The organism is Sphingomonas sp. 320_CC, from assembly GCF_059691795.1.
In genome coordinates, this window is record NZ_JCAWAE010000003.1 from 729,241 (window position 1) to 755,607 (window position 26,367).

The 26,367-nt window shown below is 65.6% G+C and carries 24 protein-coding genes and 1 tRNA gene; 10 read left to right on the forward strand and 15 right to left on the reverse strand.

The window, feature by feature from the left end:
- Positions 1 to 4 precede the first annotated feature (4 nt).
- Entirely contained in the window at positions 5 to 1,117 is a 1,113-nt protein-coding gene (locus AC59GX_RS14925; RefSeq protein WP_426284325.1) for a lactonase family protein, read from the forward strand.
- Between the two features lie 2 nt (positions 1,118 to 1,119).
- Here the strand turns inward: AC59GX_RS14925 and AC59GX_RS14930 are convergent, their stop codons facing one another.
- The 3 genes from AC59GX_RS14930 to treF all read right to left on the reverse strand — a co-directional run bounded on the left by AC59GX_RS14930 (position 1,120) and on the right by treF (position 5,278).
- Positions 1,120 to 2,691, reverse strand: coding sequence for a carboxylesterase/lipase family protein (locus tag AC59GX_RS14930; protein ID WP_497302022.1), 1,572 nt, complete (start codon positions 2,689 to 2,691; stop codon positions 1,120 to 1,122).
- 68 nt (positions 2,692 to 2,759) lie between these two features.
- Complete coding sequence (locus tag AC59GX_RS14935; RefSeq protein ID WP_426284323.1) at positions 2,760 to 3,677, reverse strand: exonuclease domain-containing protein; 918 nt, start codon at positions 3,675 to 3,677, stop codon at positions 2,760 to 2,762.
- A gap of 71 nt (positions 3,678 to 3,748) precedes the next feature.
- Complete coding sequence (gene treF, locus AC59GX_RS14940; RefSeq protein WP_426284349.1) at positions 3,749 to 5,278, reverse strand: alpha,alpha-trehalase TreF; 1,530 nt, start codon at positions 5,276 to 5,278, stop codon at positions 3,749 to 3,751.
- A gap of 228 nt (positions 5,279 to 5,506) precedes the next feature.
- Here treF and AC59GX_RS14945 point away from each other — a divergent pair, with 228 nt between their 5' ends.
- Positions 5,507 to 6,172 (forward strand): UPF0149 family protein, encoded by a 666-nt coding sequence (locus AC59GX_RS14945; RefSeq protein ID WP_426284322.1) that lies wholly within the window; start codon positions 5,507 to 5,509, stop codon positions 6,170 to 6,172.
- A 62-nt stretch (positions 6,173 to 6,234) separates the two neighbouring features.
- Here AC59GX_RS14945 and AC59GX_RS14950 read toward each other — a convergent pair.
- From AC59GX_RS14950 to AC59GX_RS14960, 3 genes are all read right to left on the reverse strand, one after another.
- Positions 6,235 to 6,311: transfer RNA gene (locus AC59GX_RS14950), tRNA-Arg, on the reverse strand.
- 184 nt (positions 6,312 to 6,495) lie between these two features.
- On the reverse strand, positions 6,496 to 6,756 hold the full coding sequence (locus AC59GX_RS14955) for an SWIB/MDM2 domain-containing protein (RefSeq protein ID WP_031394799.1): 261 nt from the start codon (positions 6,754 to 6,756) through the stop codon (positions 6,496 to 6,498).
- A 47-nt stretch (positions 6,757 to 6,803) separates the two neighbouring features.
- Positions 6,804 to 7,007 carry a hypervirulence associated TUDOR domain-containing protein gene (locus AC59GX_RS14960; protein WP_056048079.1) on the reverse strand — a complete coding sequence of 68 codons (204 nt, stop codon included), beginning with the start codon at positions 7,005 to 7,007 and terminating at the stop codon, positions 6,804 to 6,806.
- A 119-nt stretch (positions 7,008 to 7,126) separates the two neighbouring features.
- On the opposite strand from AC59GX_RS14960, the gene AC59GX_RS14965 reads away from it, so the two are divergent.
- From AC59GX_RS14965 to fghA, 3 genes are read left to right on the forward strand one after another with little or no spacing between them, the layout of a single operon-like run.
- Positions 7,127 to 8,233 carry an S-(hydroxymethyl)glutathione dehydrogenase/class III alcohol dehydrogenase gene (locus AC59GX_RS14965; protein ID WP_497302023.1) on the forward strand — a complete coding sequence of 369 codons (1,107 nt, stop codon included), beginning with the start codon at positions 7,127 to 7,129 and terminating at the stop codon, positions 8,231 to 8,233.
- 11 nt (positions 8,234 to 8,244) lie between these two features.
- The gene (locus tag AC59GX_RS14970; RefSeq protein WP_426284321.1) at positions 8,245 to 8,628 is read left to right on the forward strand and encodes a VOC family protein; all 384 of its coding nucleotides are present in this window, start codon (positions 8,245 to 8,247) and stop codon (positions 8,626 to 8,628) included.
- On the forward strand, positions 8,628 to 9,461 hold the full coding sequence (gene fghA / locus AC59GX_RS14975; protein WP_426284320.1) for an S-formylglutathione hydrolase: 834 nt from the start codon (positions 8,628 to 8,630) through the stop codon (positions 9,459 to 9,461). Before AC59GX_RS14970 ends, fghA begins: the two co-directional genes overlap by 1 nt.
- A gap of 412 nt (positions 9,462 to 9,873) precedes the next feature.
- On the opposite strand, the gene AC59GX_RS14980 is transcribed toward fghA, so the two are convergent.
- Positions 9,874 to 12,933, reverse strand: coding sequence for a TonB-dependent receptor (locus AC59GX_RS14980; protein WP_426284318.1), 3,060 nt, complete (start codon positions 12,931 to 12,933; stop codon positions 9,874 to 9,876).
- Between the two features lie 203 nt (positions 12,934 to 13,136).
- Here AC59GX_RS14980 and folE point away from each other — a divergent pair, with 203 nt between their 5' ends.
- The 4 genes from folE to AC59GX_RS15000 all read left to right on the forward strand — a co-directional run bounded on the left by folE (position 13,137) and on the right by AC59GX_RS15000 (position 15,805).
- Positions 13,137 to 13,775, forward strand: coding sequence for a GTP cyclohydrolase I FolE (folE, locus tag AC59GX_RS14985; protein WP_426284317.1), 639 nt, complete (start codon positions 13,137 to 13,139; stop codon positions 13,773 to 13,775).
- Positions 13,775 to 14,545, forward strand: a complete 771-nt coding sequence (locus tag AC59GX_RS14990; RefSeq protein ID WP_497302024.1) for an SDR family NAD(P)-dependent oxidoreductase — start codon at positions 13,775 to 13,777, stop codon at positions 14,543 to 14,545. The genes folE and AC59GX_RS14990 overlap by 1 nt, the downstream gene beginning before the upstream one ends.
- Positions 14,538 to 14,894 carry a dihydroneopterin aldolase gene (locus AC59GX_RS14995; protein ID WP_426284314.1) on the forward strand — a complete coding sequence of 119 codons (357 nt, stop codon included), beginning with the start codon at positions 14,538 to 14,540 and terminating at the stop codon, positions 14,892 to 14,894. The genes AC59GX_RS14990 and AC59GX_RS14995 overlap by 8 nt, the downstream gene beginning before the upstream one ends.
- A 233-nt stretch (positions 14,895 to 15,127) precedes the next feature.
- Positions 15,128 to 15,805 carry a type 1 glutamine amidotransferase domain-containing protein gene (locus tag AC59GX_RS15000; protein ID WP_426284312.1) on the forward strand — a complete coding sequence of 226 codons (678 nt, stop codon included), beginning with the start codon at positions 15,128 to 15,130 and terminating at the stop codon, positions 15,803 to 15,805.
- A gap of 44 nt (positions 15,806 to 15,849) precedes the next feature.
- On the opposite strand, the gene leuA is transcribed toward AC59GX_RS15000, so the two are convergent.
- The 6 genes from leuA to miaA form a co-directional block, all read right to left on the reverse strand.
- Positions 15,850 to 17,508, reverse strand: coding sequence for a 2-isopropylmalate synthase (leuA, locus tag AC59GX_RS15005; RefSeq protein ID WP_426284311.1), 1,659 nt, complete (start codon positions 17,506 to 17,508; stop codon positions 15,850 to 15,852).
- A gap of 194 nt (positions 17,509 to 17,702) precedes the next feature.
- On the reverse strand, positions 17,703 to 18,308 hold the full coding sequence (locus tag AC59GX_RS15010) for a YceI family protein (protein WP_426284308.1): 606 nt from the start codon (positions 18,306 to 18,308) through the stop codon (positions 17,703 to 17,705).
- Between the two features lie 449 nt (positions 18,309 to 18,757).
- On the reverse strand, positions 18,758 to 19,777 hold the full coding sequence (ilvC, locus tag AC59GX_RS15015) for a ketol-acid reductoisomerase (protein WP_192977086.1): 1,020 nt from the start codon (positions 19,775 to 19,777) through the stop codon (positions 18,758 to 18,760).
- Positions 19,778 to 19,875: 98 nt separating this feature from the next.
- Positions 19,876 to 20,391 carry an acetolactate synthase small subunit gene (gene ilvN, locus AC59GX_RS15020; protein WP_056048113.1) on the reverse strand — a complete coding sequence of 172 codons (516 nt, stop codon included), beginning with the start codon at positions 20,389 to 20,391 and terminating at the stop codon, positions 19,876 to 19,878.
- A gap of 137 nt (positions 20,392 to 20,528) precedes the next feature.
- Positions 20,529 to 22,277, reverse strand: a complete 1,749-nt coding sequence (locus AC59GX_RS15025; RefSeq protein ID WP_426284305.1) for an acetolactate synthase 3 large subunit — start codon at positions 22,275 to 22,277, stop codon at positions 20,529 to 20,531.
- A gap of 82 nt (positions 22,278 to 22,359) precedes the next feature.
- A complete protein-coding gene (gene miaA / locus AC59GX_RS15030) occupies positions 22,360 to 23,289 on the reverse strand; it encodes a tRNA (adenosine(37)-N6)-dimethylallyltransferase MiaA (protein WP_497302025.1) in 930 nt (309 codons plus the stop codon).
- On the opposite strand from miaA, the gene serB reads away from it, so the two are divergent.
- On the forward strand, positions 23,282 to 24,163 hold the full coding sequence (gene serB, locus AC59GX_RS15035) for a phosphoserine phosphatase SerB (protein WP_426284302.1): 882 nt from the start codon (positions 23,282 to 23,284) through the stop codon (positions 24,161 to 24,163). The genes miaA and serB overlap by 8 nt on opposite strands.
- Before the next feature lie 204 nt (positions 24,164 to 24,367).
- On the opposite strand, the gene AC59GX_RS15040 is transcribed toward serB, so the two are convergent.
- A complete protein-coding gene (locus AC59GX_RS15040) occupies positions 24,368 to 24,850 on the reverse strand; it encodes a hypothetical protein (RefSeq protein WP_426284300.1) in 483 nt (160 codons plus the stop codon).
- A gap of 354 nt (positions 24,851 to 25,204) precedes the next feature.
- Complete coding sequence (locus AC59GX_RS15045) at positions 25,205 to 26,263, reverse strand: SPOR domain-containing protein (protein ID WP_426284297.1); 1,059 nt, start codon at positions 26,261 to 26,263, stop codon at positions 25,205 to 25,207.
- Positions 26,264 to 26,367 lie beyond the last annotated feature (104 nt).

A 26,367-nucleotide genomic window follows, 5' to 3' on the forward strand; every position in this document is an offset into this window, starting at 1 on the left:
GGGCATGATCGACTGGACCACGACACGACGGTCGGCCCTGACCGCGATGGCGGCCACGCTCGCCTTCCCCGCGGTCGCGGCCGGCGGCGGCAAGCGGCGGGTACGGTTGATCGCCGGCACCTACGCGCGCGAAGGCGGCAAGGGCGTGTATCCGATCTCGTTCGACCCGGATCGCGACGCATGGCAGGTCGGCACGCCGGTATCGGGGATCGACGACGCGTCGTTCGGCGTCGGCGGCGGCCCTGCTGGTGCGTATTACTTCGTCCGTGAGAAGGCCGCGGGCGAGATCGCTGCCTACGCCCCCGACTGGTCGCACCGCGGCACGGCCGCCACGTCGGGCGCCGACCCGTGTTACGTCGCGATCGACCGCGCCAGTGCCTGCCTCGCGGTCGCCAATTATTCGAGCGGCAGCGTGGCGTTCCACCACCTCGACCCGCGCACTGGCGTTCCAGGTGAACCGGTCGTGTTCCGCCACACCGGACAAGGCCCGAACAAGGCCCGGCAAGAGGCATCGCATGCGCACTGGGTCGGCTTCAGCCCGGATCGCCGATGGCTGCATTCGGTCGACCTGGGGACGGACACGATCTTCGCCTATCGCTTCGACCCGCATGCGCGCGCACTGGCCGAACCGATCGCGGCATGGCGAGCGCCGCCGGGCGCGGGGCCGCGCCATCTCGTCCACCATCCACGCCGTCCACTCGCCTACGTCGTATGCGAGCTGTCCAACGCGGTCATCATGCTGGGCGCCCGCGCAGACGGCAGTTTCGCGACCCGCCACACGGTCTCGACGCTGCCGAGCGGGTACGAGGGCGCGTCGCAGGCCGCGCATATCGCGATCGACCAGGCCGGGCGGCGGCTCTACGTCTCGAACCGTGGCCATGACAGCGTCGCCGTCTTCGCGCTCGACGCGTCAGGCGTGCCGAGCCTGCTCCAGCATATCCCCAGCGGCGGCAAGTGGCCGCGCTTCCTTCTGGTCCTCGAAGCACAGCGCCGTGTCCTCGTCGGCAACGAGCGGTCCGGCACACTGGAGATATTCCGGATCGAACCCGATGGCCGACTAATTGCAACCGGACAGACGCTCTCGGTGCCCGGTGTGGTCTTCGTTGGCCAGATATAGCTTCAGGGCACCCGCCGTTCGAGCAACGGTGTCGCCGCGACATACCGTGCCTGCTCGACGAACGGTTCCGAACGCGTCTGTACGTCGACGATCTGGCGCGGAATGACGCCCCCCGCGGGCGGTGCAGGCGACCAGTTCGGCAGCCCGGCCGCGTTCGGGTTGCCGGTCTTGATGAACGCGGCGAAATACCCCTGGAACACCGTCGAGATGCGGCGATCGTCCGCCGTCCACGCATAGGCCGGGTTCGTGTCGAGGTTGCCCAGCGCGTATTCGATCTCCGCGCTGTGCAGCGCCCCGATCGGCGGCACGTCGGGATTGGTCAGCGGCGGCAGCGCAGCCGGGCGGGGATGCGCGAAATGATAATAATAGGTCGGCTGCCGCGTTCGGCGATGCAGGTCGAACCACTGCCACGTCGAGGCGCCAAGAAACGCATCGCTTGCCAGCGCGGTCGCCGCAACGGGCACGTCGGCATCCGACTTCGCCGGGTACAAGGCGAGCAGCGCTTCTGGATCGGTAAAGAGCTTTGCGACGCCCGCGCGATAATTCGCCACCGTCGGCGGTTGCCCGGCGAGGATGCTGGTCCAACTTCCCTCCTGCGAGTTCGCTCCGACCAGCAACGGCACGCGCGCCGCGCGCCCCGCCGCGTAGGTGTCGATCGGCGGCTCCGTCAGAAACTGCCCGTCGACGATGAAGTCTGCGCGGAACCGCTGCGTCCCCTGCGCAGCAAGCAAAGCCTCGGCCGGCATCGCCCGAAGTGCGTCGAGCGATGGCGCCCCCGCCGCCACCGCGAACGCATCGCCATCCTTCGTCGCCACTGCGAGAGGCTTGGGGCGGAAGGTCGGCGGCAGCACGCCGCCGCTCTCACCGATCGCCCCGGCGAACTGCGTCCGGGTGAGTGGCGAGGTCATCAGCACGCTTACCGACATAGAACCCGCGCTCTCCCCGCCGATCGTGATCCGGGCCGGGTCGCCCCCGAACGCGGCGGCGTTGCGCCGGACCCAGGCCAGCGCCGCAGCCTGATCGAGCAGGCCGTAATTCCCCGCGGAATGTGTCGGCGATTCCGCCGCCAGCGCGCTGGTCGCGAGGAACCCGAACGCGCCGAGCCGGTAGTTGATCGTCACGACGACGATGCCCTTCTGCGCCATCGCCGCGCCGTCATAGCGCAGTTCCGACCCGTCACCCGCGATCGCGCCGCCACCGTGGATGTAGAACAGCACGGGCAGCCGCGCGCCCGGTTTCGCGCCCGCCGGCGTCCAGACGTTGAGCGTCAGGCAGTCCTCGCTGATACCCGGCGAGCGGAACTTCATGTCCGCGAACAGCGGTTGCTGCATGCAGCGCGCACCGAAGCGGTCTGCCTTGCGCACACCGGTCCATTGCGCAGCCGGCCGCGGTGGCTGCCACCGCAGCGGGCCGATCGGTGCCGTCGCATAGGGGATGCCGAGATACGCATCGACCGGCGTCGCGGCGGTCGAAACGTGCGTGCCTTCAAGCGCGCCGCTCGCGACCTGCACGCGTTGCGCCGTCGCCGGTGCGGCCAGCAAGCCGACCGCCATCCCCCAAGTCGCCAACCGCATATCGCCCTCCGCTATCGCTTTGGGACGATGGTCGCACCCCACCTGGCGTTTGCCAAGACGGACGGTCGCTATTCCTTCACATTGCCGACTGCACGCGCCTGCTCGGCTTCCGTAAAGCTGGTCGCGATAGCCGGCAGATCGAGCTCGACCTCAGAGACCACACGGATCGTTCCGCCAAGCCGTCGATACTGCTCCGCCCGGCGATACGCGCCGCTGTTGCGCACCGAATAACTGAACGGCGCGCGCCCGGTGATGACCAGCATCGTCGTCGTGTTGCCAACCGCCGACACGATCCGTCCGCCAAGCGCGGCAATCGCGCACGCAAGCCGGCCATCGCGAGGTTCACCGAGAATCGCGATACGTTCGCCGCTGAGCGGTCCGGTGGGAGCGGGGCGCGGGGCGGGCCCCGGCTTGCGCGGCGGTTTCAGCCATTCGTCGAGCGCGATGCCGGTATGGTCTATCGCCTTGACGATCACCCAGCCGGCGGCGCGCGCGTCACTCAGCGCGTCGTGATGCTTGTGCGCGATCCCGAGATATTGCGCGAGGCCGCCCAGCCGGTGGCTCGCCAGATCGGGCCAGGCACGCTGCGCAACGCGGACGCTGTCGAGCCAGACCGTCTCGATCGGGGGACGGTCATGGATGCGGCACGCCGCGGCGAGCGCGCCCTTGTCGAAATAGGAATGCGCCACCGTCGTCCGGCCCGACAAATGACCGTCGACGATGCCGTGGATGTCGCCAAAGCACGGTTTGCCCATGACGTGATCCTCGGTGATCCCGTGGATCCGGGTATTGAACACATTGAACTCGTCGCGCGGATCGACCAGCGTCTCGTATTCGAAGATCTCGCGGCCGTCGCGGAATCCGACGATGCCGACCTGGCAGATGCTGCTGACTCGCGAGCATGCCGTCTCGACGTCGATGACGACGAAATCCGGTGTGAGCATATCGGCGACGTCGGTCTGGCTGGCGGGCGCTGGGTCGAGCATTGCACGTCCATATGTGGCGCCGGGTGCCGTAAGCAACCATTGCCGCCGGAACGTTCGCTTGGGTTCGCGCCCTACTTCGCCTTCTGCGCCAGGTCGGGATACCGATCGAGGATCGCGCTGGTGACGCCGTTGGTCCAGCCGAAGCCGTCCTGCACCGGATATTCGCCGCCACCACCCGGCGTACGCTGCTCGATATTGTATTTCTCTAGCATCTTGCCCGTTTCGGCATAGGCTGCGCCGACCGTCCCGACCCAGCGCTTGGCGATGTCCTTCGCGAGCGCCGGTTCGCCATTCCGCGCCAGCCCGGCGATCGCCACCCATTGCAAAGGCGCCCAGCCATTGGGTTCGTCCCATTGCTGCCCCGTGTTTAGCGTCGTCGTCCGCAAGCCGCCCTCGGCCACCAGTGATCTACGCACCGTCGCGGCAATGGCCTTTGCCTGCGCTTGCGAGGCGAGACCGACGAACAGCGGGTGCAGCATCGCCGCATTGATGCTCGCGGTGGGCTTGCGCGTCGACAGATCCCAATCGGCATAACGGGCGGTCGTCGCCTGCCAGAGATAGCGGTCGATTGCCGTCTTACGCTTGGCCGCCAACGTCGTGAACGCAGCCGCGCAGGGTGCGTCGTCGGCCACACGACAGCCTTCCGCGATGCGACGCTCTATCGCCCATAAGAGACTGTTGAGATCGACCGGCACGATGTCGGTGGTGTGGACCGTCGCGAGCGACCGCGGATCACGCAGCCAGCGTGAACTAAAATCCCACCCGCTCTCCGCCCCCGCACGCAGATTGCGCTGCGTGTCGGCCGCGGGGCGGGGTGCTGCCTTCGCCGCGGTCGCGACGTCCTCGGCATAGGATTCGTCACGCGGCGTATCGCGGTCGTCGTAATAGCGGTTCAGCATGCTCCCGTCGGGCATCCGCACCACGCGCAGGCACGCGGGCTTGCCGTCGATGCAGCCCGTGCCCTTCATCCAGAACGCGTGCTCGGCCCGCAACGCCGCCAGCCGCCGCTTGGCGATCGCGAAATCGGTGTTGGTCGAAAGATCGAGCATCAGCGCATAATAAGGCGGCTGCGACCGGCTGAGATAATAGGTCCGCGTCCCGTTCGGGATATGCCCATACCGCTCGATCAGGCTGGTGAAATCCTCGAGCATCGACTCCACCAGCGGCTGCTGGCCATCGACCTTCAGCCCGAGCATCGTGAAATAGCTGTCCCAGTAATAGATCTCGCGGAAGCGCCCGCCCGGCACGACATAGGGGGCAGGGAGCGGCAGCGCGGAACTGCCAGCGACCGGTGCGACCGGCTGGCGCACGAGTTGCGGCCACAGCGACCGGACATGCGTCCTCAGATCGCCCGAGCCGCGATCATTCTCCCCCGGCACCACGAAATTGGCGAGCACGAACGCCTTTAGGGCGGGGCCGGCGGGTTTGGTCCGCACATAGTCGGCCATGATCGCCTCCGCCGACCGCTTCGGCACCGCGTCGACGAATGTCTTCCCGTCCGCGAACACATGGCCTTGCTGCACGGCCCGAAACAGTGGCCCGTAAACGTTGGCCGGAGATTGGATCGCTATGGGGGAGGGGGCTGTTTGCGCCGGAGCCATCGTCGCGATCGAGGCCAGAACGGCGAAACGGCAAAGCGTTCTTATCACGTACAAATTTCCCGGTCCGGTGGGCGACTCGAATGCAATGGAAGGATCGCCCGCACGAGGCAAGTGTCACGCGCCCCGTCCATTCCGGTTGGCGCAGGGCTTTGCACCACTCGTCGCTGGCAGCACCCATCATCGGCAGCTATCACGCACTGCATTCTCCAAGGCAGCCGACCCGAACCCATGAAAAACCTTCCCTCCCGTTTCCGTCGCCTCGACGGCGCGCTCGCCGATCTTCCACTCGAGGAGCCGATGCTGCTCACCGAACTCGACGGCTTCCTGACGGCTTTGGCAGTCGGCCCCGACACGATCCCGCAGAGCGAGTGGCTCCAAAGCATCTGGGGCTCGGACGACAGCGTCGACCCGCCGTTCGACGATCCTGCCGACGTCCAGTGGTTCGTCGATGCGGTGATGGCACGCTACGCCGAGATCGTTCGCGACCTGACCCGCGGCAAGCCTCAGCCGATCTTCGACACCGACGACCGCAATGGCGATGTCCTCTGGGAAGCCTGGATCGATGGTTTCGCCGAAGCGGTGGCACTCAGGCCAGAAAGCTGGACGGCGTTGGGCAACGGCACCGATACCGATACCGCCGAAGCGGTGGCGCAGATCATGTCCCTGATCGCAGTTGTCACCAACGAGACCGAGCTCGACAGCGTCGAGGTCAACGCCCTCGACGCGCACGCCCCCGCGCAGATCGTTGCCGCCGTCTTGAAACTCCGTGCAGCGCATTCCCAGAACGCGGGTGCATCATCAGCCACACTGGCGGTCGCCACGCCGACGAAGATCGGCCGAAACGATCCATGCCCATGCGGTTCGGGAAAGAAATCCAAACGCTGCTGCGGATAGAAGTGCCGGCCGTCCGGCGTCCGGATGCCACCCAAAACGGCAGCGGCATGTGGCGGAAAAGCTGGTGCCCCCGGCGAGATTTGAACACGCGGCCTACGGTTTAGGAAACCGTCGCTCTATCCGGCTGAGCTACGGGGGCATTGGCGGGCGCAATACGCCGGTCGGGTGGGACGATCAAGCGCGGGGCTAGCGTCCGGTCGTGCGCGGTAACGTGCGAGCCACGACGACAATCTCGATGTTGCGAACCCTAGGCGGGGTTCGATCAAGGGGCGACGGGTATCGCTTACGATGCCCCGTCGCCGCTTGTCGTGCAGTGCGGGCGGTTAGGCCTTGACGTGCTGCGAGATGTACTTGTTCATCTCGAACATCGTGCACTTGTCACGCCCAAAGACCTTCTTCAGCTTCTCGTCAGCCAGAATCTCCCGCTTGTTCTCGGGGTTCTGGAGGTTGTGGGCCTTGATGTAGACCCACACCTTGCTGATCACTTCGCTGCGCGGCAGCTTGTCGTTGCCGACGATCTCGCCGAGCTCGGGAGAGGGCTGGACGGGGGCGTGGATGCCGCCGGTCTTGGGAGCTGTAGCCATAAGCATTCCTTCCTGTTGCGCGCGTGCGTTGGGCACTGCGCGCGTGGTCACGCCTTGGTGAGCGCGTCCGCCTTGTGCGCTGCCTTGCCGCCCTTGTCACTCCTTACGATGAACTGCGGCTCCTCCTTGGACGCCTTGACGGTGTGCCCCTTGATCTTCGTATCGCTGGTCTGCTTCTTCTCGACCGTGCCGTGCGCTTCGCCGCCGTGCGATTTCCAGGTGACCTCGTCGCCCTTCTTCGGATCCTTCATCGCGCCATCTCCTTGATTTGAAAGGATCAAGCGCGGCAACGCGGCATTGGTTGCATCGCGTATGGGTTGCAGACGCAGGGCACGGGGGGCATCAGGGCGGCAATCAAGGAGACCCACTCATGAAGACCCGCGCCGCTGTAGCCTTCGAGGCAAAAAAACCACTCGAGATCGTCGAACTCGACCTCGAAGGGCCGAAATTCGGCGAGGTCCTCGTCGAAATCATGGCGACGGGCATCTGCCATACCGACGCCTACACGCTCGACGGGCTTGATTCGGAAGGGTTGTTTCCGAGCGTACTGGGCCATGAAGGCGCCGGCATCGTCCGCGAGATCGGCGCGGGCGTGACCAGCGTCGCGGTCGGCGATCACGTCATCCCGCTCTACACCCCCGAGTGTCGCCAGTGTAAGTCGTGCCTCAGCCAGAAGACGAACCTGTGCACCGCGATCCGCGCCACGCAGGGCAAGGGGTTGATGCCGGACGGGACGACGCGGTTCAGCTACAAGGGCCAGCCGATCTTCCACTACATGGGCTGCTCGACCTTCTCGAACTTCACGGTCCTGCCGGAGATCGCGGTCGCGAAGATCCGCGAGGACGCGCCGTTCGATACCTCGTGCTACGTCGGCTGCGGCGTGACGACGGGCGTCGGCGCGGTCGTTCACACGGCCAAGGTCCAGCCGGGCGACACGGTCGTCGTGTTCGGGCTCGGCGGGATCGGGCTCAACGTTATCCAGGGCGCGCGACTTGCCGGCGCGGGGATGATCGTCGGCGTCGACATCAACCCGGACCGCGAGGAGTGGGGCCGGCGCTTCGGCATGACCCACTTCGCCAACCCGAAGGATGTCGGCGACATCGTCCAGCACATCGTCGCGCTGACCGATGGCGGCGCGGACTATACGTTCGACGCGACCGGCAACACAACGGTGATGCGGCAGGCGCTCGAGGCGTGCCATCGCGGTTGGGGGACCTCGATCGTGGTCGGCGTAGCCGAGGCGGGCAAGGAGATCTCGACGCGGCCGTTCCAGCTCGTCACCGGGCGCAACTGGCGCGGCACCGCGTTCGGCGGCGCGCGCGGCCGGACCGATACGCCGAAGATCGTCGACTGGTACATGAACGGCATGATCGAGATCGACCCGATGATCACGCACCGCCTGACGCTCGACGAGATCAACAAGGGCTTCGACCTTATGCACGCCGGCGAGAGCATCCGCTCCGTCGTGATCTACTGAGGGGCGGGACCATGTTCAGTCACATCATGCTCGGCGCCGACGATATCGCGGCCTCGAAGGCGTTCTACGACGCGGCGTTGGGCGCGCTCGGCGTTCCCGAGGGCGTCGTCGATGAATGGGGGCGGGTGGTCTACGCACACGCTGGCGGCCGTTTCCTGCTGACCAAGCCGATCGACGGGCAGCCGGCGAGCCACGGCAACGGCAGCACGATGGGCTTCGTCGCCGCGTCGCCCGAGGCTGCGGATGCGTGGCATGCCGCGGGGATCGCGAATGGCGGGACCGCGTGCGAGAGCCCTCCCGGTATCCGTCAGGGTACCGCCGGCCGCACGCTGTATCTCGCCTATCTGCGCGATCCGTCGGGCAACAAGCTCTGCGCTACGCACCGGGTCGCGTGATGGAGACCGTCTCCACCAGCAAGGCGTACGGTGGCACGCAGGGCGTGTACCGCCACGCCTCGACCGCGACCGGCACCGACATGACCTTCGCGGTCTACGTGCCGCCGCATGACGAGGGCGCGCGGTTGCCGGTGCTGTGGTTCCTGTCGGGCCTGACCTGCACGCACGCCAACGTCATGGACAAGGGCGAGTATCGCCGCGCGTGTTCAGAACTTGGCGTGATCCTGGTCGCACCGGATACCTCGCCCCGTGGCGACGACGTGCCGGATGACGAGGCGTACGACTTCGGCAAGGGCGCAGGCTTCTACGTCGATGCGACCGAACAGCCTTGGGCGAAGAGTTTTCGCATGCGGTCCTATGTCGAGGACGAACTGCCAGCGCTGATCGCGGCGGAGTTTCCCATGGCGGACATGGCGCGGCAGGGGATCTTCGGCCACTCGATGGGCGGCCATGGCGCGCTGACGATCGCGCTGCGCAATCCAGATCGCTTCCGGAGCGTGTCTGCGTTCGCCCCGATCGTCGCGCCGTTGCAGTGCGCCTGGGGCGAGAAGGCGCTCGGCGGATATCTCGGACCGGATCGAACGACGTGGCGGGCGTACGACGCGTGCGCGCTGATCGAGGATGGCGCGCGGGTGAAGGACATCCTGGTCGATCAGGGCGATGCAGACGGTTTCCTGGTCGAGCAGCTGAAGCCGGAGTTGCTGGCAGACACGTGCAAGGCGGCGGGGATCGACCTGACGCTACGGATGCAGCCTGGGTATGACCACAGCTACAACTTCATTTCGACCTTCATGGCGGATCATGTGGCGTGGCACGCCGAGCGCCTGAAATAATCGTCTCTCCTCTCCGGTGAGGAGGGGCATCTGCTATCTTCCCCCTCCCTGAAAGGGAGGGGCCGGGGGTGGGTCGGCTGCTTGGCAACCACCGCGGCCATTCCGGGCCGACCCACCCCCAACCCCTCCCTTCCAGGCAGGGGAGCAAATCGGTGGCTAGCCCTTCGAAAGCTTAAGTCTGTGCCGTACGGCAGGCACCTTGCTCCGGTTCTGTCACGCCGCCGGGAGACCGGTTAGTGTCCCCGCCATTGCGAGGCGGGGGAGGGTTTGAAATCCTCCCCCGCAAGGGGGAGGTGGCTGGCTCTTGCCAGATGGAGGGGGAGGCACGCGCCGAACTCTGCTCCGTGTCCGCCCCCTCCGTCACCTTCGGCGCCACCTCCCCCTGGCGGGGGAGGATCGTTTGCGCCGTCCCTCAGAACTTGAACCCAGCCGCAATCCCATACCGCCGCGGGTCGATCGTGAAGATATTCGTGAACAGCCCCGACGACTGGTCGCCGACCGCCTGACCTGTGATCGAGTCATTGTTCGTCAAATTCTGCACGAAGCCGCGCAGGAACCAGCGGTCTTCCGCGCCATTCAGCTGCACCTGCGCATTGATCACCTCATAGCCCTGCACGCGGTCGACCAGCTGGTTGAAGATCGATGCGGTAAAGCCGCCGGTGTAGTTGAGGTCCACGCGCGGCACGATCGACATTCCGTTGCCGAACCCGATCGTGTACTGCGCGCCGGCCGAGAATTTGTAGGTCGGTGCCTGGGGCAGCTTGCCGCCGCGGATGTTGACGCCGACGCCGTCGATGACGCTGTACGGCAGGGCACCGGTCGGCACGCCGAACAGCGCGCGCAGCGTCGCTGGAGGATTGGCCGCAGTGGAAGCCAGCACCGAACACAGGCTGTACGCGCCGGTGGTGTTGGTCGTCGGGATCGCCACGGGTGCGCGCAGGCCGAGACCTGAGTTCACCGCGCCGACATAGGTGTTCACCCCGACGATATTGCCCGCGGTGGTCGGCACGACCGCACAGTTGGCGGCGCTCTGCAGGTCCTTGATGATCACCGCGTCGGAGCGGCCGCCCGACGGATCGCGCGGATTGACCAGGAACTTGTCCGCCGACACCTCGCTGTGAAGGTAGCTCGCGTTCATATTGACGACGAACGCCGGGATCGGGCTGAGGATCGCCTCCGCCTCGACGCCGTAGACATTGGCGTCGACATTGTCGTTGACCGCGGTCCGCGCGACGATCCGGCTCAGCTGCAACTGCTTGTACTTGTAGTAGAACCCCGTGACGTTGAGCCGCAACGCGCCGTTACCGAAGGTATTCTTCGAGCCGATCTCGAAAGAGTCGATCTTCTCGGGCGTGAACGTCGTCGGCACCGAGAAGGTCGCGGGCAAGGGCGGATTGATGCCGCCAGACTTGTAGCCGCGCGAATAGGACGCGTAGATCAGATTGTCCGGCGAGATCTTGTAGTCGATCACCGCGCGGCCGGTGAGCCGCGAGAAGCTGACCTTGTCGAGCGCATATTCCTGCACCCCGGCGCGCGTGGAGTCGAAGTCGGTAGTGGTGTAGTTCAGCCCCTGCGTCATGTTCGACGCGCCGATCGGGGTCAGCACGTTCAGCGTGATGTTGCGCGCCTTCACGTCCTTCTCGTCGTGGTTGTAGCGCAGGCCCAGCGTCAGCTTCAGCTTGTCGTTGAACTCGAAATAGGTCTCGCCGAAGATGCCGTAGGATTTCAGGCGGAAATCGTCGCCGTCGTTGCGGTAGAACGGGGTGGCGAGGAACGCGTTGCCGTTGACGCCCGGGATCGCCGCCGAGCTGGCTGCGCCGAGCACGCCCGATGCGTAATCCAGCCCGAACGCGTTGACGAAATAGTCGGTGTTCTGGCTGCGCGAGTCGACATAGATGCCGCCGAGCAGGAAGTTGAACATGCCGTCGAACGAACTGTCGATATGCGCCTCGGCCGAATATTGCCGGTTCACCTGGCGCGAGCGATCGACGTCGAGGCTCTGCGCGTAACAGCCGATGCCGTTGCCGCCGAACACGCCGACATTGTTCGGATCGGCACCCGACTGGCACGCGCCGCCGGCGGGGCCATTGGGGATCAGCACGGAACGGACGCCATTGAGATAGCCGGTATTGACCAGCGCACCGCCGGGAAGCGGGATCACCACGCCGGGGCGGCCGATCGCGTTCAGCGTGTTCAGGCCGACATTGGCCGCGAGGGGATTCTCGACCGCAAGGTTGAAGTCGGTCGTGCTGTCGACCGTATTGCGCGAGAACCCGCCGGTAAAGTTGAACGAGACCGGACCGAAATCATGGAAGATCTTGGCGGTGTACTGCTCTTCCTCGGCGAAATAGGTCGGGTTGGAGTCGATCCGGACGGTGCGGACGTCGCCGGGATTGACGACCCCGGCATAGGTGTCGGTCGCATACAGGTTCTGCAGGCCGATCGCGGCAATCTCCGGGTGCCCAAGCTGCGTGCCGGCGATCCCGAAATACTGCGTCGAGGCGAGCGTCGCGGCCAGCGTCGAGTTGCCGTTCGGCGTCTCGTTGGCGAGCCGGTCGGGAAGGCAGCCCAGGATGCCGGTCGGATCGCGGTGGCATAGCTGCTTCTGGATACGGCTGCGATTGTCCTTCTCGCGGAAATAATAGCCGATCAGGTCGACGCGGGTATCGCTGGTCGGCTCCCACGACAACGTGCCGCGGATCGAATACAGGTCGCGCCCGTCGATCTTCGAATTGTCATAGGTGTTCTTGGTATAGCCGTCGCGGTTGAGATACGTGCCCGCGACGCGGATGCCGAGCGTATCGGTGAAGGGCAGGTTGATCATCGCCCGCGCACGCTTCGAGTCATAGTTGCCGTATTCGGCCTCGGCGGCCGCGTGGATGCCCGACAGGTCGGGCTTGGCGGTGATGAAGTTGACCACGCCCGAGGTCGCGTTACGGCCGAACAGCGTACCCTGCGGGCCGCGCAGGACCTCGATCCGCTCTAGATCGAAGAACTCGCTTTCGAACAGTCGCGTGGTGACCAGCGGCATGTCGTTGACGTGGATCGCGGTCGCCTGGTCGCAGGTCGCGCCGACGCACAGATCGCCGATCCCGCGGATCGTGAAGCTCGACGTGGTGAAATTGGTCTTGGTGAAGGTGACGTTGGGCAGCGTCTGCTGGAGCGCACTCGGGTTGACGATCTGCTGCTTCGAGATCGTATCCGCGGTAAAAGCGCTCACTGCAATCGGAACATCCTGCAAACGTTGCGATTGGCGTTGCGCGGTAACCACGATATCCTGCGACGCATAGGCGCTGGCGGCGGTATCGGCGGCGGCGGTCTGCGTCGATGTGCTGGGCGTCGACGGCGCTTCCTGCCCGGGGCCATTGGTGGGGCCGGCGTTTTCAGCCGATGTGGTGGCCGTCTGGGCCATTGCCGGCGCAATCGACAGGAGTATCATCGCCGAGGCGGCGAGCAATTCGAACTTGGCCATGTCAGTCCTCTCCCCGATCGTGCCGGTCTGTGCCGATTCACGATTTAGTTTTTCAGGTATGGCGAAGTAACGACGAAAACGATCTAGCGTCAACGCATTTTGAGCCCCGGAATACGGGGATTTACGGCGCGTTGCTGAAATGAAACAGTTGCAAAAGAGGACCCATGTTCCGATGGTTGGGTATGCTGACAAAGGGTGTTGCGATGCGGGATGAACTGAACGGGTCCGAGAGGCGGCCGGTTGAAGACGATGTGCTCGGTTCCGACGGCAAGGTGATTGTGCCCGAAGACGTAGCGTCGGCGATCCGTACGCTGATCCGCTGGGCGGGCGACGATCCGACCCGCGAGGGGCTGCTCGATACACCGCGCCGTGTTGCACGTGCGTGGAAGGAATATTGCGCGGGCTATGGCGACGATCCGGCGAAACATCTCGAACGCGTGTTCGAGGAAGTCGGCGGCTATGACGAGATCGTCCTGCTCAAGGACATTCCGTTCCAGTCGCATTGCGAGCATCACATGGCGCCGATCATCGGCAAGGCGCACATCGCCTACCTGCCGCGCAATCATGTCGTCGGCATCTCGAAGCTCGCGCGCGTGCTGCACGGCTTCGCGCGGCGGTTGCAGGTGCAGGAGCGGCTGACCGCGGAGGTGGCCGACTGCATCTGGGACAATCTGAAACCTCAGGGCGTCGCGGTGGTGATCGAGGCGAGCCATGCGTGCATGACCGCGCGCGGTGTCCGCACGCCGGGGGTGACGATGGTCACGAGCCGGATGATGGGCGTGTTCCGCGACGACGAGCGCAGCCGCAAGGAAGTGCTGGCATTGATGGGGCGCGGCGTTTGATGCGAACCGTCCTGGTGACGGGCGGGGCGAAGCGGCTGGGTGCGGCGATCGTCCGGCGGCTGGCGGCGGACGGACACGCGATGGTCGTGCACCAGGGACATTCCCCCGACGAGGCGGCCGCGCTGGTGGCGGAGATCGTCGACGGGGGAGGGCGTGCTGCTTCGATAGCGGGTGACCTGAGCGATCTGGGCACGATCGGTGACCTGTTCGCGGCGGCACGCTCGGCGATTGGCGGGCCGATCGACGGGCTGGTGAACTGCGCGTCGAAGTTCGAATTCGACCGACCGCCGGCCGTCGATCCGGTACTGTTCGCCGAGCTTGGCGCGATCAATTGCGGCGCGCCGGTGCTGCTGGCGTCCGCGCTAGCATCGCAGGACGACGTCGCGGACGGCGCGGTGGTCAATGTGCTCGACCAGAAGGTCGCGAACCTCAACCCGGACTTCTTCTCGTACAGTTGCGGCAAGATCGCGCTGGAGGGGGCTACGATGATGCTGGCACAGGCGCTCGGCCCGCGCATCTCGGTCAACGCGGTGTCGCCAGGGCTGACCTTACCGAGCGGAGACCAGACTGAAGAAGAGTTCGCGGCCGTGGCAAGCGACAATTTGCTCGAGCGACCGGTCGGCGCCGAGGCGGTGGCGGATGCGGTCGCGTGGCTGCTGATCGCAAAAGGCGTGACGGGGCAGAATGTGTTCGTCGATTGCGGACAACGGTTTCTGACGCGAGACGGTGACGTGATGTTCGATCGGAACCCTGGGGGGCGGAATGGCTGAATTCACGACGATCCTGGACGGGCTCGAGGTGATGATGCGCCTCGGCATCCACCCGCACGAGCTCGCGCCACAACGCGTGGTCGTCTCGGTCGAGATGACGGTCGTGTATCCAGGCCCGCTCGGCGAGGATGCGATCGAGGAAGTGCTCGATTACGACTTCGTCCGCGCAGGGATCCTTGCGATGGTAGCGGAGCGCCCGTTCGCGCTTCAGGAGACGCTGTGCGAGGCGATTGCTGCGCTGTGCCTGGGTGACGAACGGGTGCGGCGGGTCGAGATCGAGACGATGAAGACCGACATCTACCCGGACGCGGCCATCGGATGCCGCATCGTGCGGGAGCGACGGATCTAGCGGGAGATCAATACAGCGTTTGGGAAAGACTTGTTTCCCCGCGAAGGCGGGGATCCAGACTGGGCTCCCGCCTTCGCGGGAGAACAAGGAGGGGCATGGCGTCGTATGATTGCCGACCGGCCCTGCCCAGGGCGATCGTCCCACGTTCGGGCGCAATTCGTTTCACAAGCGTAAGGCGCCGATCCTAGTGCCGGGTCGTTCTCTCCCCATAAACCCCGATCCGGAGACCAAAGTTGAAAATTCTCGTCGTCCTCACCTCGCATGCCGATCTCGGCGCTACCGGCCGCAAGACCGGCTTCTGGCTCGAGGAACTCGCTGCGCCCTATTACGTGTTCAAGGATGCGGGTGCGGACATCACGCTCGCGTCGCCCGCCGGTGGCCAGCCGCCGCTCGATCCGAGCAGTGCCAAGCCCGACGCACAGACCGACGCGACACGCCGGTTCGAGGCGGACGCTGAGGCGACCGCCGCACTCGCCGATACGCGCAAGCTCGCTGAGATGCGGATCGCCGATTATGACGCGGTGTTCTATCCCGGTGGGCATGGACCGCTCTGGGATCTCGCCAACGATCCGGCATCGATCGCGTTGATCGAAACCGCGATCGGCGCAGGCAAGCCCGTCGCTCTCGTCTGCCACGCACCCGGCGTGCTGCGCGACGTGAAGGCCGCCGATGGCGCGCCGCTGGTAAAGGGCAAGACCGTCACCGGCTTCACCAACAGCGAGGAGGCCGCGGTCGGGCTCAGCGAGGTCGTGCCGTTCCTGGTGGAGGACATGCTGCAACAGAAGGGCGGCAATTATTCCAAGACCGCCGACTGGGGCGTGTACGTGGTCGAGGACGGCTTGCTGATCACCGGCCAGAACCCCGCCTCGTCGGCAAAGGCGGCGCAGGCGCTGCTGGCGAAACTGGCGTAAGAGGAAACGGCCACCGGTTCAGCCGGTGGCCGTCTTTCATAAGGTCAGGCGCGATTGGCGGCGCTCAGCACAGCACGCACCGAGGCAGTGGCAATGTCGGTGTCCATGCCGACGCCGAACACTGTCCGACCCTCGGCAGTCCGGCATTCGACATACGCCGCCGCCTGCGCATCCGCACCGTGGCCGATCGCGTGTTCGTTGTAGTCGACCACGTCGAGCGTCGGCCCGGTCGACTCCGCGATCGCCGCGATCACGCCGGAGATCAGCCCGTTGCCTCGCCCCGAGATCGACCGTTCCTCGCCATCGATCGCCACGCGACCTATGAACACGCGCTGCCCCGAGGCACCGCTTTCCTCGTAATCGCGCAGTTCGACCCGGTCGTCCGCCTGCGGCATGTACGTCCGCTCGAACAGGCTCCAGATATCCGCGGCGTTCAGCTCGCGGCTGGTCTCGTCGGCATAGGCCTGCACGTGACGGCTGAAGTCCGCCTGCAACCGCTTGGGCAGCTTCAGACCCTTGTCCTGCTCGATCACCCAGGCGACGCCGCCCTTGCCCGACTGCGAGTTGACGCGGATCACCGCCTCGTAGCTGCGACCGAGATCGGCTGGGTCGATCGGCAGATACGGGACCTCCCACAACGTGTCGTTCTTCGCTTCCTGCGCCGCGAAGCCCTTCTTGATCGCGTCCTGATGCGACCCCGAGAAGGCGGTGAAGACCAGGTCGCCAGCATAGGGCGTGCGCGGGTGGACGGGGATGTTGGTGCAGTAATTGACCGTGTTCACGACGCCGTCGATGTCCGAAAGGTCGAGCTTCGGGTCGACGCCCTGCGTGTACATGTTGAGCGCGACGGTCACGAGATCGCAATTGCCGGTGCGCTCGCCATTGCCGAGCAGGCAGCCCTCGACGCGGTCCGCGCCCGCCATCATGCCGAGCTCCGCCGCCGCGACGCCGGTGCCGCGGTCGTTATGCGTGTGCAGCGAGATCGCCACCGCATCGCGGTTGCGGATGTTGCGGCCGAACCACTCGATCTGGTCGGCATAGATGTTCGGCGTCGCGCACTCGACGGTCGCGGGCAGGTTGAAGATGATCGGGTTCTCGGGCGTCGGCATCAGCACCTCCATCACCGCTTCGCAGACCTCCAGTGAGAAATCGAGCTCGGCGGTCGAGAAGGTCTCGGGGCTGTATTCGAACTGCCAGCGGACGTTCGGCTGCTTGGCGGCTTCGTCGCGGAGCACCTGGGCGCCGTCCACAGCGATCTGCTTCACCTGCGCGCGGTCCATCCCGAACACGATCTTGCGCCACGCCGGCGACACCGCGTTGTAGAGATGGACGATCGCGGTCTTCGCGCCGACCAGGCTGGCAAAGCTCGTCTCGATCAGGTCGCGGCGCGACTGGGTCAGTACCTGGATCGACACGTCGTCGGGGATGCGGCCGGTTTTCACCAGTCCCGAGATAAAGTCGAACTCGGTCGCGCCTGCGCTCGGGAAACCGACCTCGATCTCCTTCAAGCCAACCTTGCAGAGCAGGTCGAAGAAGCGCGTCTTCTTCTCGGCATCCATCGGGTCGATCAGCGCTTGGTTGCCGTCGCGCAGATCGGTGGAGAGCCAGCGGGGTGGCTTGACGATGGTCTTCGACGGCCATTGGCGGTCGGGCAGGTCGACTTGCGGGAAGGGACGGTATTTGGTCGATGGGTCGCGCAGCATGGCTCGTGTCTCTCGTGTCGTCGGGAGCGTTCGGGTCAGCCCTTAGGCGCGAGGCGCGAGGCATGGCCACCGCGCAAACGATCGGCGCGCCTAAGGGCGCGTAAGTCGAAGCAGCAGGAGGCGGCCGTGCGTCATTGATGGCGTCCTATCGCGCGGACACGTCCCATGTCCAGCGCGATAGGGAAATTGGTATATTATTGCGCGGCGAAGGCGGCGTTGATCGTCAGGTCGACCTTGTCCGACACCACCGGGGCGTAGGCGCCGATGTTGAAGTCGCTACGCTTGATCGAAGTCGTCGCGCGGAAGCCGAAGTTGAGCTTCTTGTTCATCGGGTTCGCACCGGCACCGATGAAGGTCGCCTGGAGCACGACCGGCTTGGTGACGCCCTTGAGCGTGAGGTCGCCGGTGATCGTCGCCTTGTCGCCGGTCGCGACGACCTTGGTCGAGACGAACTTGGCGGTCGGATAGGTCGCGGTGTCGAAGAAGTCCTTCGACTTCAGATGGCCGGCGAACGGCGCTGCGGTGACCGAGAGCTGGTCGATTGCGAAGTTCACCTCGACCTTGGTCGCGTTCGGCTTGGCGGGATCGATCGTGATGCTGCCCCCCGACGCGCCGAGCTGCCCTTCGAGCATCGAGAAGCCCATGTGGTTGACCGCCCACGTCACCTGCGTGTGGTTGGGGTCGACCGCGTAGGTGCCGGCGGCAACGCGTGCCTTGACGGGGGCGCCGGGGACGCCTGCGGTTTGGGCCAGCACGGGCGCGGCGGTAAGGGCGAGGATCGTGGCTAGGACTAGGCGCATGGATATCTCCTGTTGAACGCGCGATGCTGGCCGACGGGAGGGGGCGCGTCAAACAACGTTATGCCAACGCTGTGTTTCGGAATTGGGTCGGTGGGGGGGCGCCGTTCCCGGTAGAGTGCACCGCAAGCTCTCGTTCCCCTGCGGACGCGGGGGCCCAGCTAAAACCACGAGCACCGCCCGAGATCCTGGCCCCCCGCGTTCGCGGGGGAACAGGATAGGCAGCGATTGACGCTTCTCCCAAAACGCCACCACCCCGGCGAGGGCCGGGGCCCAGTTGGAAAGGCCGGAGTAACGGAACGCCGTCTTCCGTTAGCAGCGTCTACCAACTGGGCCCCGGCCTTCGCCGGGGTGGTGGCACGCGCGGGAACGCCAGCCCGTCGGACCCGGCGAAGCCGTGCCCTATGGGCAGGCTCCGTCGTGCCGGCCGCGCTCACGCACGTTCGCTTCGCTCAGTTGCGCTCGCGATCCACCAGCGCATTCTTCCCGATCCACGGCATCATCCCACGCAACTCCGACCCAATCTTCTCGATCGGATGCGCCAGCGCCTGCTTCCGCGCCGCCTTCAGCTCAGGCTGCCCCGCACGGTTGTCGAGAATGAAGTTCTTCACGAACCGCCCCGACTGAATGTCCGCCAGCACGCGCTTCATCTCCGCCTTGGTCTCCGCCGTGATGATCCGTGGACCCGTCGTGATGTCGCCATATTCGGCGGTGTTCGAGATCGAATAGCGCATGTTGGCGATGCCGCCCTCGTACAGCAGGTCGACGATCAGCTTGGTCTCGTGCAGGCACTCGAAATACGCCATCTCGGGGGCGTAGCCCGCTTCGACCAGCGTCTCGAACCCGGCCTGGATCAAATGCGTGATCCCGCCGCACAGCACGGCCTGCTCGCCGAACAGGTCGGTCTCGCATTCCTCGCGGAAGTTGGTCTCGATGATCCCCGAGCGACCGCCGCCGACGCCGCTGGCATAGGCGAGCGCGATGTCATGCGCGTTGCCCGACTTGTCCTGGTCGATCGCGATCAGGCAGGGGACGCCGCCGCCGCGGACATATTCGCTGCGCACGGTATGACCGGGGCCCTTGGGCGCGATCATGATGACGTCGAGATCGGCGCGCGGCTCGATCAGGCCGAAATGCACGTTGAGACCGTGGGCAAAAGCAATCGTCGCGCCCTGCTTGAGGTTGTCGTGCAGGTCGGCAGCGTAGATCGCCGCCTGATGCTCGTCGGGCGCGAGGATCATGACGATGTCCGCCCAGGCGGCAGCTTCCTTGTTCGACTTGACCGCGAAGCCCGCCTCGATCGCCTTCTTGGCGGTGGCCGAGCCTTCGCGCAGCGCGATCGCGACGTCCTTGACGCCTGAATCGCGGAGATTCTGCGCGTGCGCATGGCCCTGCGAACCATAGCCGACGATCGCGATCTTCTTGTCGGTGATGAGGTTCAGGTCGGCGTCGCGATCGTAATACACACGCATTGAAATGGTCCTTTCGATAAGGTGTGTCCCTCCGCGAAGGCGGAGGTCCAGGCTGGGCTCCCGCCTTCGCGAGAGAACAAAACTTTGTAGTGGAAAAGTTAAGCCGGCTCTTTGCCGCGAGCGATCGCGACGATGCCGGTTCGGGCTACTTCGATCAGACCGACTTCACCCATAAGTTCGACGAACTTGTCGATCTTGTCGATGCCGCCGGTGACCTCGAACACGAAGCTCGACGTCGTCGCATCGACGACGCGCGCCCGGTAGACGTCGGCGAGGCGCAATGCCTCGATCCGGTGGTCGCCGGTGCCGCGGACCTTCACCAGCGCCAGCTCGCGTTCGACATGCGCGCCCTGTGCCGTGAGGTCGGTGACCTTGTGCACCGGCACCAGCCGGTCGAGCTGGGCGATGATCTGCTCCATCGTCGCCGGCGACGCGCTGGTGACGATGGTGATCCGGCTGACCGACTTGTCGGCGGTGATCTCCGACACCGTCAGGCTCTCGATATTATAGCCGCGGGCGGTGAACAGGCCGGCGATCCGGGCGAGGATGCCCGGTTCGTTGTCGACGATGACGGCGAGCGTGTGCCGCTCGGCCTTTTCCTGGGAAATGTGCATGGTTTCTTACTCTCCCCTTCCGCTTGCGGGAGGGGTCGGGGGAGGGGAGGCGAGGGCTGCCGACGACGTGGTCATCAGGCCCTCCCCTAACCCCTCCCGCAAGCGGGAGGGGGATTCTGTTGCGATCTGGGCCGTCATCACACCAGCGCCTTCGCTTCGTCGTCCATCGTGCCGGACACTTCGTTCGCCTGCAGGATCATGTCGGTATGCGCCGCCCCCGACGGGATCATCGGGAAGCAGTTGGTCAGCTGCGACACGCGGCAGTCGACGATCACCGGGCCGTCATAGGCCAGCATCTCGGCGATCCCGCTATCAAGCTGGTCGCGCGTCTCGATCAGGATGCCCTTCCAGCCGTAAGCCTCGCCGAGCTTGACGAAATCGGGCAGCGAATCCGAATAGCTCTCGGCATAGCGGCTCTCATAGGTGAGCTCCTGCCACTGGCGGACCATGCCCATATACTGGTTGTTGAGGATGAAGATCTTCACCGGCAACCGGTATTGCGTGGCGGTCGCCAGCTCCTGGATGTTCATCTGGATCGACGCCTCGCCGGCGATGTCGATCACCAGCGCGTTCGGGTTGCCGAGCTGCGCGCCGATCGCGGCGGGCAGGCCGTACCCCATCGTGCCGAGACCACCGCTGGTCAGCCACTTGTTCGGCTTCTCGAACCCGAAATGCTGCGCCGCCCACATCTGGTGCTGGCCGACCTCGGTCGTGATGATCGGCGAGCGCGCGTGCGTCGCGTCGAACAGCGCCCGGATCGCGCGTTGCGGCATGATCTCGGTCGGGTCGTTCTCGGGGAAATCGAGGCACTTCACCGCACGCCAGCCGGCGATCCGCCGCTGCCAATCGGTCGTGTCGGGCTTGGGATGCTGGCGACTTTTCCAGATCCGCACCATGTCCTCGAGCGCATGACCGACGTCCGCGATGATCCCGAGATCGACGCGCACGGTCTTGTTCACCGACGAGCGATCGATGTCGATGTGCACTTTCCGCGAGTTCGGGCTGAACGCATCGAGCCGCCCGGTCACGCGGTCGTCGAAGCGCGAGCCGAGCGCGACGACGAGGTCGGCCTGGTTCATCGCCATGTTGGCCTCGTACGTGCCGTGCATCCCGAGCATGCCGAGCCATAGCGGGCCGGACGCGGGATAGGCGCCAAGGCCCATCAGCGTCGACGTCACCGGTGCGCCGGTGATGCGGACGAGTTCGCACAGCAACTGGCTCGCGGCGGGCCCCGAGTTGATGATGCCGCCGCCGGTGTACAGGATCGGACGTTCGGCCGCGGCGAGCATGTCGACGAGCTGCTCGATCTGCGACTGGTCGGCCTTCACCTGCGGGCGATAGGTCTTGTGCTGGATCGGCCCCGGCTTCTTGTAGCGCGCGGTCGCGACCTGCACGTCCTTTGGAATGTCCACGACCACCGGCCCCGGACGCCCCGAGGTGGCGATGTGGAACGCCTCGTGGATCACGTCGCCAAGCTTGGCGGGATCCTTCACGAGGTAGTTGTGCTTCGAGCAATGGCGCGTGATGCCGACGGTATCGGCCTCCTGGAACGCGTCGGTGCCGATCAGCGCGGTCGGCACCTGGCCGGTGATCACGACCATCGGGATCGAATCCATCAGCGCATCGGTGATCCCGGTGACCGCATTGGTCGCGCCGGGGCCGGAGGTGACGAGCACCACGCCGGGCTTGCCGGTCGAGCGCGCGTAACCCTCGGCCGCATGCGTCGCAGCCTGTTCGTGGCGCACGAGGATGTGCTTGATCCGACCCGAGCGAAACAACGCGTCATAGATCGGCAGCACGGCACCACCCGGATAGCCGAAGACGACCTCCACGCCGAGATCGCACAGCGCCTCGATCAGGATATCGGCTCCACTCTTCTCGGTCATTTCATATCATCCTTTGCGAGAACGCTGCCTTTAGCGTCTCGTGGAGGGGCCGGCTACCGATATAAAAGATGCGTGTCAAACATCATTTGAGCAATATAGTTTCAAATTGCCGCAAGCGCGTTGAAAGATCGAGGGCTTCGGTGCGGGTCCAGATGGCGGGCGGCTGGTGCCGGAGCCACGTATATTGGCGCTTGGCATAGCGCCGCGTGGCGAGCGATCCGGCTGCGATGGCGTCGCGTTTCGAGGTCTCGCCGCGGACGAACGCGGCGATCTCGGGCACGCCGATCGCGCGGCGGATCGGAGCGTCCTGCGGAATGTCGGTGCGGGCGAGTAGCGCGGTGATTTCCTCGCGGCTGGTGTCCGCCATTTCGGCGAAGCGCTGGTCGATGCGCGCGTTGAGCCAGTCGCGGTCGGGGATCAGGATCAGCGCGCGGACGTCGATCGTGTCGCCGATCCCGCCGACCTTCTCGGTCTGCCACTCGGCGAGCGTCCGGCCGGTACCGCGAACGACTTCGAGCGCTCGGGCGACGCGGGTTGTGTCGGCTGCGTTCAGTTTCTGGGCAGCCTGCTGGTCGAGTTGCGCGAGCGCGGCGTGCGCTTCGGCGACGGGGAGGGCACGGATTTGCTCGCGAAGGGCCGGGTCGATCTCGGGAACAGGCGCGATACCGTCGAGCAAGGTGCGGATATAGAGCCCGGTCCCGCCAACCAGGATCGGCAGCTTCCCCTCGGCAAGCGTATCGCGGATCGCCAGCGTCGCGTCGGCAGCCCAGCGCGCGGCCGAGTAGCTCGCATCGGCTGCATCGACATGGCCGAAGAGCCGGTGCGGGGCGCTGGCCTCTTCCTCTGCTGAGGGCCGCGCGGTCAGGATGCGGAGGTCGGCATAGACCTGCGCGGAGTCGGCGTTGATGATCACACCGTCGTGGCGCGCGGCGATGGCCAGTGCGAGCGCGGACTTGCCGCTCGCGGTCGGCCCTGCGATGAGCGCGACCTTCGGGAGATGTTTAATGTTCACGGCAACGCTTATAGCCTCGGGCACGCTGACCGCAGGCGATATTTCGACCGCGATGGACCGCTTGCGCGACGCAGGCTGCGCACCGGGCGCTAGCGGCTGGATCGATGAGGGCGAGGCGGCCGACCTGATCTTCGGGATGGCGCCGGACGCGGCGCGGGTCGCGCTCGAGGGGGCATTCCCCGCGACCGACGTCGTCGTACAATCGAGCCTGACGCGAACCAAGACGCTGCTCGTAGCCGACATGGACTCGACGATGATCACCGTGGAATGCATCGACGAACTCGCCGACTACGCCGGGATCAAGCCGCAGATCGCCGACATCACCGAACGCGCCATGCGCGGCGAACTGAACTTCGAATCCGCACTCGACGCCCGCGTGGCGCTGCTCAGGGGGCTGGCGGAAAGCGACATCGAACGCTGCCTAGCCGAACGCGTCACGATCATGCCGGGCGCGAAAGCTCTTGTACGGACGATGCGGTCGCGGGGCGCGCTGGCGGTGCTGGTGTCGGGCGGCTTCACGCGGTTCGCGGAGCCGGTCGCCAAGCAGATCGGCTTCGACCGCGCGATCGCCAACGTGCTGGGGATCGAGGCCGGTGTCCTGACGGGCACGGTCACCAAGCCGATCGTCGGATCGAACACAAAACTCACGACGCTACGGGCCGCGATCGCCGAGCGGGGGATCGTGGTCGAAGAGTCACTCGCAGTCGGCGACGGTGCGAACGATCTTGCGATGATCGAGGCAGCGGGGCTGGGCGTGGCCTACCACGCCAAGCCGATCGTCGCAGCGGCCGCAGCCGCCCGGATCGATCACGGCGACCTGACCGCGCTACTCTACGCCCAAGGTATCGCAAAGCGCGACTGGGTCACGGCCTAGAACTTCACGGTGATTATGCTCATCCGACGTATAATTATCGTCATCCCCGCGGAGGCGGGGACCCATATCCTCCGACGTGGGCGATTTCGCCGCGAGGTTTGCCAGTATGGGTTCCCGCCTGCGCGGGAATGACGGCTGCCTGCGCGAAAGGTATAATCACTGAACTTCACCCCTCTCTTCCAAGGAGGGGCGCAGAAGTGAGAATCAGCCCTTCGCCAACGGCGTACCGCTTGCCGCGCAAACATACGTCGCCAGTTCCTCACGCAACGGCAGCCCCTTGATCGGCCGCAATGGTCCATCATGCGCCACGTTGGTCTCGACGAGCGCTCGGTTCGGACCCACGCCCAGCACATGGAACAGCCGCTTGCCGCAATCCGTCTCGGTACGCGCATAGGCGACCTTGCCATCATGCTCCTGCCGCAGGATCGCGATGATCGTGCCGCTTGCCGCCTTACGCTCACGCAACAGGAAATGGCGTGACGTCGGATCGGAAGGGGTAGGGATCAGCCGCCCCTTCACCGTCAGTTGCTCGGGCTTGGGCACCGCCACTTCGGTCTCGGCCAGATTGCGCAACGACACGCCGTTGTCCACCATCGCGTCGGTATTGTTAGTCGCAGGCTGCTCGCCAGAACACGCGGCCAACAGCGTTGCGCCGGCAAGTGCCAGCGCCAAGGTCTTCAAAATCATGCATCTAGCTCCCGGTCGATGTCGAAACGAAACGACCGGTCCGGCTATTTGATCCCTGCCGCATCCGATCGCTCGCCCGCCGGGCAAAGGCACGATCGCTCAGCGCGCCCTCTTCTCAACCCGAAAGTCCGCTCGCGCCACGGTCTTCGAAGGGACGGCAGGTTCGCAGATGCGACGTGTCGGCTGGCACGCAATCCCGACCGTAGAACACCCTTTGACGCTACCCGCGGTAGGACACGCGCGACACTGTTGCTTGACCTCGGTGCAAGTCGATGGCGCCGACAACAACGCCAAGGTCAGGAAGAACATGCGCACATCCTCGTCATGAGTATCGTAGCCGCCGGGCTCATCCGCTCAGGGCGCAACGATCACACACGCCACGCCAGACGCCGAGCAAGCCCGCGTCGCATCCGCCTTCGACGCAAAGCCACCCGCCTGGAGCCGCGTCACGCTGCCGGCCTTCGCGTAGAAGGGCTGAGCACCACGTAGCTTGCCGCGAACCTTGTTCCACTGCGTCTCGGCATTGCCCTGGTCGCGGAACGCGCCAAGCTGGACGCGCCAATTGCCCGTCGCACGCACGGGCGCGGGCTTGGCCGCTATAGCTTTTGCCGGAGCAGGTTTCGTCGGCGCAGGCTTGGGCGGCTTCACCTGCGCCTGCCTGACCGGTGCCGGCTCGCGCGTCGGCGTCGGTTCCCGCGTAGGGGCCGGTTCGCGGGTCGGCCCGGGAATGCGCGCAGGAAGCGAACTCGGCGGCAGCTTCGACGGACGCGGCGCGCTGGCGATACGCGACGGCGCCATCGGCGTCTGCCCGACCGTAGCACGCGAAGGCCCCGGCGGCGGGGATTGCAACGCATATTGCTGCGCCAGCGCGGTGCCCTTCTCGCGGTCGGCTGGCGAGATATACTGGTCCATCTGCGCGAGCGTCTGCGAGGCCGACTGCAATCCCGACGCCGAGGCCCGCGTCATCAGCGCATAGGCCCGCGGGAAATCGCGCGGTATGCCGTCGCCGTTGAACAGCATCGTCCCGAGCACGAGTTGCGCCCGCGGCTCACCATGCGCGACCGATTTCTGCAGCCACGGCAGCGCATCCGTCTTCTTGCCGGCCTGGAACAGCGCGAGCCCGTAATTGTCGGCGGCCTGCACATGCCCTTGCATCGCCGCCTTCCGGAACCAACTCTCGGCCAGCACCGGATCCAGCGGTACGCCGCGACCAAGCTTGTACGCCTGCGCCAGGTTGAACTGCGCATCCGCATCGCCTGCCACCGCCAGCGGGCGCCACTCGGTGATCGCACGCGGATAATCGCCCTTCGCCCAGGCATCGACGCCGGCCTTCACATCGGCAAACGCGGGGACGGCGGCCAGCATCCCGCTCAACGCGATCGCACCCACCAAAAGCTTACGCCGAACCGTCATCGCCATCCCTCATACCGTCTCGCCGCCACCATGCCGCCGTTCGTCGCCCAAGGCAAAGGGCGACCGTTCCCGATGCCCAACATCGCGCCTCAGTAAGTCATTAT